Source organism: Microvirga rosea (assembly GCF_020595095.1).
Lineage (GTDB): Bacteria > Pseudomonadota > Alphaproteobacteria > Rhizobiales > Beijerinckiaceae > Microvirga > Microvirga rosea.
This window is the reverse complement of record NZ_JAJDOP010000006.1, coordinates 132,346-146,533: the sequence shown is the minus strand read 5'-3', so window position 1 is coordinate 146,533 and position 14,188 is coordinate 132,346. Positions and strand designations below refer to the sequence as shown.

The window sequence follows — 14,188 nt, the reverse complement described above, 5'->3', positions numbered from 1 at the left end:
CTCTTCGTCAGATCTCCTCGAGACATTCTCGATACAGATCGGCATATTGCCGCGCCGGCCGGCTCCATCCCACATCGAGAGCCATGCCATTGGCCTGAAGGCGCCGCCAAGCATCCGCATCGGACCAGAGTCGCTTCGCGCGGGAAAACGCCTCCAGTGCTGCCGGAAGGCTGACCGGTGAGAATTGAAAGCCCGTGGCAGCTCCAGCAGCGACAGCCATTTCGTTTGCATCGATGACTGTATCGGCCAAGCCGCCGACACGGGACACGATCGGCACGTTGCCATAACGCATGGCGCAAAGCTGCGTCAGTCCACAGGGCTCGAAGCGGGACGGCACGAGAAGCGCGTCGCTTCCGCCCTGGATCTGATGGGCAAGGACCTCGTCATAGCCGAGGAAGCACGCGACCTGTCCGGGATATACGGCCGCGGCGGCCTGAAAGCTGCTCTCCAGGATGCGGTCTCCCGCCCCCAGAAGAGCGAGCTGAGCGCCGTCCTCCAGCAAGACCGGCAATGCACCCAGCACCAGGTCGAGACCCTTTTGTTCCGACAACCGGCTCACGACCCCGAAGAGCATCGCATCCGGGTCGACCGTCAGGCCCAGACGGCGCTGAAGCGCTTCCTTATTGAAGGCCCGGGCCTCGATCGCGTCAGGTCCGAAGCGAGCCTTGAGGTTCGGGTCGGTCGCGGGATTCCAGATATCCTCGTCAACGCCGTTGAGAATGCCCGACACGTCCGGCGCACGCGCGCGCAGCAGGCCGTCGAGGCCCATTCCTCCCTCAGGGGTTTGAATTTCCCTGGCATAGGTCGGCGACACGGTGGTGATGCGGTCGGCCAATTGCAGACCCGCCTTCAGGAAGCCGATCTGCCCGTAATACTCCACACCATCGATGGTGAAAGCGGATGGCGGCAGGCCGAGCTCATAGAGAAGATCGGCGGGAAAGAGCCCCTGAAACGCGATATTGTGGACGGTGATCACGGTCCCTGGACGGGGCCGGTCGTCGAAATGCAGGTAGGCCGGCGCCAGCCCGGCCTGCCAATCGTGAGCATGAACCACATCGGGCACGAAGCCGGGAACGAGCCCGAAACCGATATCGGCGGCGACGCGGGACAGGGCGGCGAAGCGGCGAGCGTTATCGGGCCAATCGCGGCCATCCGGCGTGAGATAGGGAGAGCCGGGCCGGTCAAAAAGGTGTGGCGCGTCGATGACGAAAAGATCGAGATGACCGGCTCGCGCCGCTATAAGGCGCGCGGGCCCTCCCCACAGATCGTCGTAAGACCGCACCACTTCCATTTTGTCGAGGCCCGGAAGGACCGCCGGATAGCCCGGCAGCAGGGTGACGACACGAATGCCCTCCTTCGCAAGCGCTCCCGGAAGAGCGCCGGCGACATCCGCCAGGCCTCCTGTTTTGATGATGGGAAAAAGCTCCGACGTGACGGACAGAACGTTCAGAGGCATCATCCCGCCAACCTGTCGATCATCGGCTGGGTGATCAGGCAAATGCCCTTGTCGGTGCGGCGAAACCGCTGCGCATCCCGTTCCGGCTCCTCACCGACCACCAACCCTTCCGGAATCCGCACGCCCCGGTCGATGACCACATTCCTCAGTCGTGCCGAGCGTGCGATATCAACATAGGGAAGCACAACAGCCCCTTCCACATCCGCGTAGGAGTGCACATGGACCCCGGTAAACACGAGAGAGCGTCTCAGGCAAGCGCCCGAAACGATGCTCCCGCTCGAAACCAGTGAATTGATGGCCTGGCCGCGCCGGCCGTGATCGTTATGCACGAACTTCGCGGGTGGCAGCATCTCGGAATAGCTCCAGATCGGCCAATCCCGATCGTAAAGATCGAGAGCCGGCACGGTCTCCGTCAGGTCGATATTGGCCTCCCAGTAAGCATCCACGGTACCCACATCCCGCCAATAGGCCTGGGACTGATTTCCCGACCGGACGCAGGAACGGGTGAACCGATGCGCGACGGCTTTCCCGTGTGTGACAAGATAAGGGATGATGTCCTTGCCGAAGTCTCGGCTCGATCCGGGCTCGGCGGCGTCGCGCCGCAACTGGTCGAACAGGAAGGCGGTGCTGAAAACATAGATCCCCATGCTGGCAAGAGCCATTTCTGGGTTGTCCGGCATTCCAGGAGGATCGGCCGGCTTTTCCAGGAACGAGACGATGCGGTCCGTCTCGTCCACCGCCATGACACCAAAACCCGTCGCTTCCATCCGCGGCACCTCGAGACATCCGACCGTCACGTCGGCGCCCGAGTCCACATGCTGCTGCAGCATGGGCTCATAATCCATCTTGTACACGTGGTCGCCCGCAAGGACGATGATGTAGTCGGGATCGGCACTCCTGATGATGTCGATGTTCTGGTAGACGGCGTCGGCCGTACCTTCGTACCACATGTGCTCGGAAACGCGTTGGCTCGCGGGCAGGATGTCGAATGTTTCGTTGCGCTCCGGCCGGAGGAAGTTCCAGCCTCTTTGAAGATGCCGGATGAGGCTGTGCGCCTTGTACTGTGTTGCCACACTGATCCGCCTGATGCCGGAGTTCAGGGCATTGGAGAGCGCAAAATCGATGATCCGCGTATTGCCGCCGAAATAAACCGCGGGCTTTGCGCGAACATCGGTGAGTTCCATCAGGCGACTGCCACGGCCTCCTGCGAGAATATAAGCCATCGTGTGGCGGGCGAGCGGTCCGGAAGCGGTAGGAGCGTTCGGCAAGACGGGATCCTCACATCACAAGGCAACCTTTGCCTCATCATGTAGACGCACGAAGCTCGTCCGGGTTCTGTGGCTTTATTCGTATTCGGAAGGATTACCGTCCTTGAGCTTCCGCACGCCGACACCATGAGCGGAGACGATCACACCTCTCCGGAGGTGCGGGGTGAACGCCTGCGCCTCGGCGCTCCCGTTGCGGGCGCATCTCCGTCGATCGGATTGACCGCCGGCGCAACATTGCGACGTCTGCGCGTCTTGGGTTCGGACGGTGCCGGCATGGCTTCATCGGTTGCCACGTCATCGGAATTCAGTGAGGCGGAGCTCACGTCGAAGGAACCTTGGACCTCATCCGGCTCGAAGCTGCGCATCACGCCCGGCTCGGGCGCATTTGCCTCAACCTCGGGAGACAGGCTCTCCGGGACCGGGCCCCGATCGTCCTCCGACGCCGGCCGAGCGAGAACTTCCTGTTCGGCCTGATACCAATATTCATCAGAGCGATCAGGCAAGCAGCCGTTCTGCATCCAAAGCTCGTATGCCCGCTCGCGCACCCGCCGCTCAAGATCTTTATCGATGATCATTCTCAAAGCCTTCCGTTACACCCTTGCGTTCCACGTGCGGATACAAGTCGTTCCGACAGCCGCCGACGAGGAGTGCGTTCAATAGGGTTCAGGTAGGATTGAATTATTGGGCGCCTGTCGGAATTGACAACGGCAGCCTGAAAAAACTGTTCCGCTCCAATGGCGCGAACGAGCCCGGCTCCTCCGGCGCTGACACGTGACCGGACGAACATCGTGAACACGTGGCGATGCCTGCTTGAGAAGACTGTCTCAAGCAGGCCGGCCGTCGGTGGAAATGACGAATGTTCCGAAGGGCCTCTCGCTTCAGATGTTCCTGAGGTTTCTGATGTGCCCCGTCGGCACGCAAGGAAGAAGGATGCGAGACGCATGAACCGCGTCGCAGTAAACCGTGTTGCGCGCGACCTTGCGCGTCCGGCCCATCCCTTCCGCCTCTCCGGTGTTGGGATTCACATCGAACTTGGGGAAGTTGGACGACGAGACATCGAGACGGATGCGGTGGCCCTTGGCGAACACGTTGGCTGTCGCAAAGGGTTCGATCGTGATCTTGAAGATCTCGCCGGGCGTGATCAGTTCAGGCGCCTCCCAGGACTTCCGATAGCGACATCTCAGAATTCCGTCGGTCAGGATCATGGAATATCCCGTCGGATAGTCCTCCGATGGCGGATAGACGTCGATCAGCTTCGCCGTGAAATCGGTGTCGAGCGCGTCGGACGAGACCCACAGATCGACAGTGATTGGGCCGATGACCGCCAGATCCTGCTCGAGCGGCTGCGTCTCGAACGACAGCACATCTCTCCGCGCGGAGAGCGGAAGCCCAGGATTTCGGCATCCGAAGAACTGGGGCGCTTCCCGCTGGTCGAACGCTCCGCCTTCAAAGACGGGCTGTCCGCTCGTCAAGGCGCCGCCGATCGTCGGAACCGGATCGGAAGGATCGAAATCATAGCTCAGGGGCCTTGCCCCCTGCACCGCCGGAGTGTCGCTGAGCCGACCGTCGCCATGAATGTAGAAAGGACAAAATTCCGTCTCGGGGAGCGGCCAACGCTCCGTCTCGATCCAGCGCCCGCCGTGATCGAGCTTCTCGGACTTCGTCTTGCGGCCCGTTCCACCACCCATCAGGAACAGCCGCACCGGCGGCTCCGTCTCGACGCCGTTCTCGACGGCCTTCAGCCACCGCTCGAACCAGCGCCGCCGGAATTCGAGCCATGACGGCGTGACGTTTCCGGAAATAGTGGCATTCTCGCCGAAGAAGGCATCGCCCGACGACGTCGTATTCCGGTTGCCGTGCAGCCATGGCCCCATGATGAGAGAAATCGGACGCGATCCGTCACGCGCGAGTCCTCCGTAGTTGTCGAACGTCGTTCGCACATAGGCATCGTACCAGCTCGACAGAAGCGCCACCGGCACCTTCGGGAAGGTCTCGTAGGAGCCTTCCGCATAGATGCCGACTTTCTTCCAGAACTCGCCGAAGGTCCCCTGCCGCCATTGCTCGAGAACATAGCTCTCATATTCTGGAACCCATCGGACAGGCGAACGCCCTTCCGACCATGGCAGCACGGTGAACCAGGATTTCAGGTCCTCCGCCTCGAGGGCCTTGAGCACGAGCGGATCGCTCTGGGCTTCCGAACTCTCCTTGGCATTGTTGTAGGCCCAGGTCAGCTGCTTGAGCTCGAAGGCCCCACCCTGGCGGATGCCCGTCCGGTAGGCGCTGGAAAAGCCGCCGGAGTCGAGCACCATGCAGGCAAGGCCAGGCGGATTCAGGCAGGCCAGCGCCGCCTGGGTGTGCGCGGCGTAGGACAGGCCCATGGTGCCGATCTTGCCGTCGCACCACGGCTGGTCGACGATCCATGCGCAGGTGTCGTAACCGTCGGGTCCTTCGGAGAGATACTTGGTGAACGTCCCTTCCGAATTGTAGCGACCGCGGCAATCCTGGTAGACGACCACGAATCCCGCCCGCACGAAGTGCATCGCCACCTCGGCCCTTGTCATGGGCTGGCTCATTCCGGGCTCGATCTCCGAGCGCGAGCGCTGGGTCTTGCCGTAGGGCGTCCGTTCCATGATCACGGGAAGCGGCGTCGTGACAGGCTTCCCATCCACGGCGGGACGGTAGACGTCCGTCGCGAGATGGACTCCGTCGCGCAATCTGACCATCACGTCCCGATGCACCACCACATCGGAGGAAAGGACCTCCACCGCGTCTGCGGTGGAGGCGATGGTGGACCGTAAGGCTTGTGAGGTCATTGAGCGGTTCCCGCCAGGGTCGCCAGCAGATCCTCGCCGCGGTTCGGAATGTATGTGACGTTCGCCTTCGACGCCCAATAAACCTTCGGCCAGAACAGGGGAATGACGCCGACATCCTCCATGGCGATGCGAGTCGCCTCCTGCAGAAGAGCGATGCGCTTCTGCGGATCGAATTCGGATGTCGCCTGTTTCATCTTCTCGTCGAACGCCGCGTTTGAATAACGGGTGCGGTTGAAGGATCCCGTTCCAGCCTCCTTGTTCGGAGTCATCAGGAGATTGCGCAGGCTGGTGGCGGATGTCGGCGTCGTCGTGCCGAGAGAGAAGATGAAGGCGCTGAAACTCTGCTTGCCGGCGGCGGAGGCATAAACATTGTAAGGCTGGGCAACCACGCCGTTCACCTTGAGGCCGCCTTGAGCGAACATCTGGCCAATGGCCTGCGCGGATTCGGCATCCCCCGGGAAACGATCGTTGGATGTGTGAATGGTGATGCCGAAACCTTGCGTATATCCCGCGTCAGCCAGCAGCTTCTTGGCGCCGGCGACATCGAATGGGGATGCCCTCAAGGTGGGATCGGCGCCGCCAATTCCCTCGGGAACGATCTGTCCGGCCGCATCGCCGGCGCTGTCGAGGATGCGATCGACGATCAGGCGCCGGTTGATCAGCTTGGAAAGGGCCTGGCGGACACGAACGTCCTTCAAGGGATTGGGATTCAATGGCTTGCCGTCAGCGCCCACGATGAAGGGGCTTTCATCCCGGCTTGCGTCGAGCGCAAGGTAGACCACGCGGGCGGACGCGATGGACCACAGCTTCAATCCGCCGGCGCTCGACAGCGAGCGCACGTCGCCGGGCGGGACGGCATCGATGAGGTCGACGGAGCCGGAGCGCAGAGCCGCGACGCGCGCCGCGTCGTTGGCAATGAACTTGATGGTGACGTTTTCGAACGTAGGCTTCTTGCCCCAGTAGCTGTCGTTGCGCACGAGCGTGATGTGATCGCCCGGGACCCACTCCTTCACCTTGTAGGGACCCGTTCCGACCGCAGCGGAACGATCGTTGAAGGCCTCGATGGACTTGCCCTCGGCCAGCTTCTTCTGGACGATATACACCAGCCCGATCTGCTCGATGAAATCGGGCGTCGGCCCCTTGGTCTTGAACTCGATGGTCTGGGGATCGACGATGGTCATGCTGGCGATCGCGCCGACATTGCCGGTGAACGGCGCCGGGCTGTTGGGAATGTCCTTCGCCCGGTTGAGGGAGTAGATCACGTCCTCGGCGGTCAGCGGGTTGCCGTCCTGGAACGTCACGCCGGAGCGGAGTTTGATACGCCACGTCGTGGGATCGACATTCTGCCAGGACTCGGCGAGCGCCGGCGTCACCTGAAGGTTCGGGTCAGGCGTGATGAGGCGGTCGAAGATCTGCGCGGCGATGTTCTGATTGTTGCCGGTGCGGGAAAACTGCGGATCCAACGCGGAAGGCTCGGTGGAGCTGCCGATGATGAGATCGGCCGCGCCGGCCGGCGCGAGGCCGAGAAGCGCGGCCATGGATACGGTGAGGCTGAGAGCTTTGAGACGAGCGAGCGGTTTCATGGACGACTTCCTTCCGGATTAGAAAGCAGCAACGGCTTCGGGCCGAGGTTGGGTTGAGGACGTATCGTTGAGGTGGCAGGCGCTGATGTGGCCGGGAGCGATTTCCTGAAGCTTGGGGGCTTCGCGGCGGCAGCGCTCGAAAGCGTGCGGGCAGCGGGGATGGAAATGACATCCGCTCGGCGGAGACAGCGGAGACGGGATCTCCCCTTTGATCGGGGAAAACACGCGCCGCCGGTTGGCGATGGTGGGAACCTCGTTCAGAAGGGCGACCGTATAAGGGTGGTTCGGCTGCGCGAAGAACGCTTCGGCCGGTGCGCTCTCGACGATACGGCCGAGATACATGATGGCCACCCGGTCACTGATATGCTTCACGACGCCGATATCGTGACTGATGAAAAGGTAGGTGAGACCGAGCTCGCGCCGCAGATCCATGAACAGGTTGATGATCTGCGCCTGGATCGACACGTCGAGCGCCGCGACGGACTCGTCGCAGACGATGAATTGCGGCTTGACCGCGAGGGCCCTGGCGATCCCGATGCGTTGGCGTTGTCCGCCCGAGAACTGGTGAGGATATCGCTCCCGATAGCTCGGATCGAGGCCGACCCGCTCCATGAGGCCGGCCACATAGGCATCCTTTTCACGGCGGGGCACGATCCCGTGCGCGACAGGCGCTTCGCCGACGATGTCGATGACCCGCTTGCGCGGATTGAGCGATGACATGGGATCCTGGAAGATCATTTGCGCGGCAAGGCGAGCTTCCCGCGCGGGTCGCCCGACGAGCGTGCGGCGATCCTGCCCGTTCCAGAGGATCGTGCCCTCGGATTGCGGCATGATCCCAGCGAGCATCCGACCCAGAGTCGATTTTCCGCAACCGGACTCGCCGACGAGGCCGACCACCTCCCCCGGCATGACCTTCAGATCGACGGTGTCGACCGCATGCACCGTCTGGGGTTTGAGATCCGCGCCGAGAAACCGTGCGATTCGTTCCGCGTAATCGAGATCGCGCACGAAACGTTTGGACACATGGGCAGCTTCGATCAGCGGCGTCATGCCACCCTCCTTGCCTGCGGATGGAAGCACCGCCACGCCATGGAGCCCGCATCGTCGAGCGGAGGCTCGTTCTCGCAGATCGGTGTCGCGAAGGAGCACCGCGTTCTGAAAGCGCAGCCCGAAGGGCGGTTGAGGGGCGACGGCGCCATGCCGGGGATGGCCCGCAGAGGCGCGCCCCGCGGCGCATTCGCCGCAACGGATTGCAGGAGCCCGATCGTATATGGATGGACCGGATAATCGAGAACATGGTCGGTCGGCCCGGATTCGACGACCCGCCCCGCGTACATGACCGCGATGCGATGCGCGAGACCCGCCACGACGCCGAGATCGTGGCTGATCCACACAAGGGCCATCCCGAGATCTCTGGAGAGAGCTTGGATCTGGGCCAGGATTTGCGACTGGATCGTCACATCGAGCGCGGTCGTCGGCTCGTCGGCGATGATCAGGTCGGGGCGATGGAGAAGCGCGATCGCGATGGCCACGCGCTGCCGCATCCCACCGGAGAACTGGTGAGGATAGGCGGAAAGGCGCTCTTCCGGCGACGGAATGCCCACCATGCCGAGGGTATCGCGCGCCCGCGCCCGCGCTTCCTTGACGCTGACGTTCTCGTGGGCCAGGACGGTCTCGACCATCTGGGTGCCGATGCTGAGCACCGGGTTCAGCGTCATCATCGGGTCTTGAAAGATCATCGCGATCTTGTGGCCCCGGAGCTTCCTCATTTCATGCGGCGGCAAGCCGACGAGGTCCCGTCCTTGAAAGAGAATGCGTCCGCCCACGACCTTGCCGGGCGGGTCCACGAGTCCGAGAATGGAAAAGCCCGTGATCGACTTGCCCGAGCCGGATTCGCCGACCAGGCCGAGAACCTCGCCACGGCCGACCTCGAAGCTGACGCCGTCCACTGCTTTGACGATCCCCTTCTCGGTCGGGAAGTGTGTCTGCAGATTTTCGACGACGAGGGTTGGATTGCTCACGGATGCCTCCTCATCGCTCGAGCCGGGGATTCAGCACTTCGCGCAGGCGATCGCCGACGATGTTGATGCTGAAGACGAGGAGAACCAGCAGAAGACCGGGATAAACGCTGATCCAGTACTGTCCCGACATGAGGACTTCGTAACCGTTGGCGATGAGAAGACCGAGGGACGGCTCGGTGATCGGCAAGCCGATCCCGAGAAAGCTCAGGGTCGCCTCGGCCGAGATGGCGTTTGCCACTTGCAGGGTGCCGATGACGATCAAGGGCGGCAGACAATTGGGAAGAAGGTGGCCGAACAGGATGCGCGGCTTGCTCAGATCGAGACAGGCGGCTGCCTCGACATATTCCTTGCTCTTCTCGATGAGCGCAGCGCTTCGGACGGCACGGGCGAAAAGAGCCCATTGCACCAGCACAAGCGCGAACATGACCTTGCCGACGCCCTGCCCGATGGTCGCGAGCAGCATCAGGGCCACAAGGATGGTCGGAAAGCCCAGCATCAGGTCGACAAGGCGCATGATCAGCGTGTCGACACGCCCTCCGAAATAAGCGGCCATGAGGCCGAGCGTCGTGCCGATCCCAAGCGCGACGATGCCGCTGACGAGGCCGACGGCGAGGCTCGTTCGCAGGCCGTAGATCATGGCCGAGAGCATGTCCCGCCCCTGACCGTCCGTGCCGAGCCAATAGGTGCCGCCCGACATGCTCTCCGAGCCGGGTGCCAGCTTCGCGTCCATGATGCTGATCTGCATCAGGTCGTAAGGGTCCTGCGGCGCAAGCCAGGGCCCGATCAATGCGGTGAGAAGCAACAACAGGCAGATAACGGCCGCGATTGTCGCCTTCGGACTTTTCAAAAGACCGTTGAGCGCGCGTCCGACGAGGGTATCGGAGCTGGGCTTTCGAAGCGCGATCGCGGTCATGATGCGCTCCCCAGGCGAATGCGCGGGTCAAGCAGCGAATAAAGCAGATCGACCACGAAGTTGATGACGATGAACAATGTGACGACCACAAGCAGATAGGCGACCACCACCGGGCGGTCGAGGCGCATGATGGAGTCGATCAGGAGCTTGCCCATTCCGGGCCACGCGAAAATCGTCTCCGTGACGATGGCGAAGGCCACGAGACTGCCGAACTCGACGCCCACGACGGTGACGATCGGAATGAGGATGTTCTTGAGCACGTGCACGGAAACGATGCGGCGCTCCGAGAGGCCTTTGGCCCTCGCGAACTTGACGAAATCGAGCGGCATCGTTTCACGGACGCCGCTGCGGGTCAGGCGGATCACCAGGGAGATATTGAACAGCGCCAGGTTGACCGCGGGAAGAATGAGATGGGTCAAGCCCGACCAGGTCGCGAGACTCGTGTGAATCCCCAGGACGCTGCCCACTTCTCCGCGCCCGGTAGACGGCAGCCAGCCGAGCCATACGGAGAAGATCATGATGAGCATCATGCCCTGCCAGAAATTCGGCAAGCTGAATCCGAGGATCGATCCGGTCATGACCGTCTCGTCGAGAGCCGTCCCGGGCTTCAGCCCCGCCCAGAGACCAAGGGGAATTCCCAGGATCAAGGAGAGGGCGAGAGCCACGAACGCCAGCTCCAGGGTCGCGGGCATCCGGTTGAAGATGAGGTCGATGGACGGCTGATTGAAGACGAAGGAGCGCCCGAGATCCCCGTGAAGCGCGTTCCAGACGAAGGTGCCGTATTGCTCGATCAGCGAACGGTCGAGACCGAGGGCGCGGATCGCCTGCTCCCGCTCGGCCGGGGTTGCGTCTCCGGCGATGAGAATATCGATGGGGTTGCCGATGGCATAGATGCCGGCGAAGACGATGATGGACGTCAGAAACAGAACCAGCAGGCTCTGCGACAGGCGCCGGATGATGAAAACGGTCATGGCGTCGGCTCCACCCGCCGGTTCCGGCCCGGCTGGGTAGCCATGGGACTATTTAAACAAAGTATCATCGACGGCCTTTCATTCGGTCGCTGCGGCAACGTTATGCTTCGCAATGAGAGGCGCGCAATAGTATGAGCAAATGAGATAGGCTAATGAAATTTTGCGAAAGCCTCGGCGTGTAAAAAGGGTCGCGTAAAAACATGAATCTCAAACAGCTTGAGGTCTTGAAGGCCGTCATTGCTACCGGTTCGACGGTTGGAGCGTCCACGAGCCTGCGCATTTCCCAGTCCGCCATCAGCCGGCACCTGACGAGCCTGGAAGCGGAGATCGGTTTCGAGCTCTTCATCCGCGATAAGGGCCGTCTCATCCCCCGGCCCGAAGCGAGAGCCCTGGTGCCCGAGGTGGAGGAGCTCACGGAGGTGCTGGCGCGGGTCAAGCGCAAGGCGGCGGATATCAAGGCCGGCGCCACCGGCGATGCGCTCCTGCGGGTCGCATTCCCGCACAGCCTCACGACAACCCTTCTGCCGAAGGTCCTCGCCCGATACTTCGCCCAATATCCCAAAGCCGTGGTCGAGACCCTGTCGGGACCGTATGGGGCGATCGAGCAGATGATTCAAGCGCGGAGCGCCGATCTCGGGTTCGTGCGTCTGCCCACGGAAGATCAGGGTTTTAAGATTCGTCCGGTTCTCACGGGCGAGACGACATGCGTCATGTCGAAGAGCCATCCCCTTGCGGCGAAGGAGCAGATCAGTCTGCGGGACCTTGCGCGCAACGACCTCATTCTGCTTGGACGCCAGAGAACCGCGCGGCATGAATTGGAATACGAGTTGCGCGAAGCACGGGCACCGCATCACTGCCGCATCGAAGTCCACTCGGTCGAGGCAGCCTGCGCATGCGCGGCGGCAGGCCTCGGCATCGCGGTCGTCCCGGCGCTGATTGCGAGCTTCTTTCGCTCTCCCGAAATCGAAATGCGTCCGTTTCGCCCGACGCGGATGCTGGACTATGGCATCGTGAGCCTTCCCGGCCTGCCGCTTTCGCGCGCCGCGGAGGATTTCATCGGCATCTTCATCGAGGAGGTGCTTGCGGGCGCGACAGGCACCGCGCGAATCGAGCATCGGCCGTAAGGGTTCGGTGTGCCGTTCTCCACGGGCGAGCACTCAGAGTTCCGTCTGATTGAAACCCACGACGGATCCTGTCCCCGTGACGGTTCGCGTGCGGCACCCTCGGCACAAATAAAAAGAGCACCTTTTACGGTGCTCTTAAGTCTTTGCCAGTCCAAAAGATTTTCCGAAGAGGCAGCTGAAGCCCCCATCAGCTGCCCACGATTCATTATCGCTTAAGAATGGTTAACAAATCGTTAATTTTCTCGAGATTGCTTGGGAGCCTGCGCATTGGCTTCCACACGCTCGGCTTTTTGAATCACTGCAACGTCCTTCTTGGAACGAGGGGTCGCGGCTTCCTGCTTCTTGGCGCGGGCGTTAGGGCGCTTCTTCGGCTTGTGGGCCTTCGATTCCTTCCTGATCGTCGCAAGACCGTTCTGCACGCTTTTCAAAACATCCTCCAAGGCAGAGCCCGGCTCGCCCTGGGCCACGATCTTGGTCAGCGACCGCTCCAGCTTCTTGGCGCGGCGCAGGGCTTTCTCGAAAACGGATGTCAGGTCAATGCGGTCGTTGGATTTTTTGCGTGGCACCGAATGCCTCCTCGATAATGTGGCGGCATCGGTAGCAGGCAAAATGTCTCGGTAACAGTGAAGTTTCCATGACAGTTTTATGACGAGGCGCTCTGCTGCATCGGCCTTGTGCCGCAGACCTCGCGTCCATGCTGCCAATATGGTCGTCAGCTGTTTTTCTGCGTTGATCAGTCGTCAGGAAAGTGACGCTTCAGCTTGCGCACCGGATCCGGATGGCGCGTCCGCCAATACCGGAGGAAAAGCGGACCGAGCATTGCCGCGCCACTGACGAGAGTTTCCATGATAAACGGATGGGTCCTTTGCGGAGCAGACCCAAACGGCTGCCGCCTTCACTCACCCACGACCTGCCATGAACGACGGCGCTGAGCAGGCGGCAACAGCCACGACGGGGCGACGAAGACGACGGCGCTACGCAGGACAGAACACGACTGCCTGTCACCCCTGACCATGCGCCTTGCCTATTGCTGGTGTGACGCCCGTTTCATCATTCTTGTCGCACGGCATTTTTATCTCACCGGCGTACGCCACGCGTGCGGGCGTGTTTGCAAAGAGGCGAGCAGAGGCGACGAACGGCCTTCTAGGCATATGTCTCATGACATCCGCACGGGCGAGAGACGGCCTAATTGCCTGACAAGCCAGCAACGAGGATTGGCTTGATGGGGCGGCGCATCGAGCAGTACCTCGATGTTCTCATTTTGTTCTTGACTGACGGTACAAGCTGAGCTATATCGTTTCACAGATCAGGTCCTGACGAGGGGCGCACTCGCGAGGCGTCGCAAGAGCGGGACCGGACACGGTCCCGTCCGTGCGGTCACGCAGCCGCACCGGATGGGAGGCCCAGGATGCTTGGGCGGGTTGTCGGGATCGGTCGCAGGCCCCCGTCGCACGAGACGGATCCCGCCTGCGGCGAGACCTGAGCCTTGCCTCTCCTGTCCGCCTAAAAGAACCGTGCGCGAAGAGGCCTCCCGGCTCTTCCCTTCTCATCATCCGCGAGCCGGGCTGCCCGACGCGCCACCCTCGATCGCTTCCCCTCCGGGCCACCCAGCCCGGAGGACACCGCCCCATGCCGTGATGAACTCCGCCGTCATTCCGGGGCGAGCATCAGCGAGAGCCCGGAACCCATCAACACGACCGTTCAGGAGAAAGAGCCATGGCAGCCGGTGCGTTCTTTTCCGGCACCCGCAGCGTGTATGGGTTCCGGGCTCGCCTGCGGCGCCCCGGAATGACGGGGCTGCTCTGTCCTTCCGGGGCGAGCAGCGCGAGAGCCCGGAACCCAGAGCCGCCAACGATCCCGGATCAGGAGCCATGGCAGCCGCGCATCCTTCCACAAACCTCGCCGGCCCGCAGGGCCGTCCCGGAATGACAGTGGAGCCTTGTCCTTCCGCTGCGCGGCCCCGCAATGACACTGCGCCGCTCACGGCTCAGGATAGGGAACGACGGCAGCCATGCTGATCGATCATCCCCCACGAGTGC

Annotated in this window: 11 protein-coding genes; 1 reads left to right on the top strand and 10 read right to left on the bottom strand. The window is 62.1% G+C overall.

Annotated elements, in window-relative coordinates:
* Positions 1 to 7 precede the first annotated feature (7 nt).
* From glgA to LJD17_RS16690, 9 genes are all read right to left on the bottom strand, one after another.
* Entirely contained in the window at positions 8 to 1,459 is a 1,452-nt protein-coding gene (gene glgA, locus LJD17_RS16730) for a glycogen synthase GlgA (protein WP_227385337.1), read from the bottom strand.
* Positions 1,456 to 2,724 (bottom strand): glucose-1-phosphate adenylyltransferase, encoded by a 1,269-nt coding sequence (gene glgC / locus LJD17_RS16725; protein ID WP_227385336.1) that lies wholly within the window; start codon positions 2,722 to 2,724, stop codon positions 1,456 to 1,458. The genes glgA and glgC overlap by 4 nt, the downstream gene beginning before the upstream one ends.
* Before the next feature lie 140 nt (positions 2,725 to 2,864).
* The gene (locus LJD17_RS16720; RefSeq protein ID WP_227385335.1) at positions 2,865 to 3,299 is read right to left on the bottom strand and encodes a DUF2934 domain-containing protein; all 435 of its coding nucleotides are present in this window, start codon (positions 3,297 to 3,299) and stop codon (positions 2,865 to 2,867) included.
* 303 nt (positions 3,300 to 3,602) lie between these two features.
* Positions 3,603 to 5,537, bottom strand: a complete 1,935-nt coding sequence (locus LJD17_RS16715; protein ID WP_227385334.1) for a CocE/NonD family hydrolase — start codon at positions 5,535 to 5,537, stop codon at positions 3,603 to 3,605.
* Positions 5,534 to 7,120, bottom strand: coding sequence for an ABC transporter substrate-binding protein (locus LJD17_RS16710; protein WP_227385333.1), 1,587 nt, complete (start codon positions 7,118 to 7,120; stop codon positions 5,534 to 5,536). The genes LJD17_RS16715 and LJD17_RS16710 overlap by 4 nt, the downstream gene beginning before the upstream one ends.
* Positions 7,121 to 7,138: 18 nt before the next feature.
* Complete coding sequence (locus LJD17_RS16705) at positions 7,139 to 8,170, bottom strand: ABC transporter ATP-binding protein (RefSeq protein ID WP_227385332.1); 1,032 nt, start codon at positions 8,168 to 8,170, stop codon at positions 7,139 to 7,141.
* Complete coding sequence (locus tag LJD17_RS16700) at positions 8,167 to 9,141, bottom strand: ABC transporter ATP-binding protein (protein ID WP_227385331.1); 975 nt, start codon at positions 9,139 to 9,141, stop codon at positions 8,167 to 8,169. The genes LJD17_RS16705 and LJD17_RS16700 overlap by 4 nt, the downstream gene beginning before the upstream one ends.
* Before the next feature lie 10 nt (positions 9,142 to 9,151).
* Positions 9,152 to 10,054 (bottom strand): ABC transporter permease, encoded by a 903-nt coding sequence (locus LJD17_RS16695; protein ID WP_227385330.1) that lies wholly within the window; start codon positions 10,052 to 10,054, stop codon positions 9,152 to 9,154.
* The gene (locus LJD17_RS16690) at positions 10,051 to 11,025 is read right to left on the bottom strand and encodes an ABC transporter permease (RefSeq protein ID WP_227385329.1); all 975 of its coding nucleotides are present in this window, start codon (positions 11,023 to 11,025) and stop codon (positions 10,051 to 10,053) included. Before LJD17_RS16690 ends, LJD17_RS16695 begins: the two co-directional genes overlap by 4 nt.
* 200 nt (positions 11,026 to 11,225) lie before the next feature.
* On the opposite strand from LJD17_RS16690, the gene LJD17_RS16685 reads away from it, so the two are divergent.
* Positions 11,226 to 12,149: a LysR family transcriptional regulator gene (locus LJD17_RS16685; protein WP_227385328.1), complete on the top strand. Its 924-nt coding sequence runs from the start codon at positions 11,226 to 11,228 to the stop codon at positions 12,147 to 12,149.
* A gap of 233 nt (positions 12,150 to 12,382) precedes the next feature.
* On the opposite strand, the gene LJD17_RS16680 is transcribed toward LJD17_RS16685, so the two are convergent.
* Positions 12,383 to 12,715, bottom strand: coding sequence for a hypothetical protein (locus LJD17_RS16680; protein WP_227385327.1), 333 nt, complete (start codon positions 12,713 to 12,715; stop codon positions 12,383 to 12,385).
* Between the last annotated feature and the right edge of the window lie 1,473 nt (positions 12,716 to 14,188).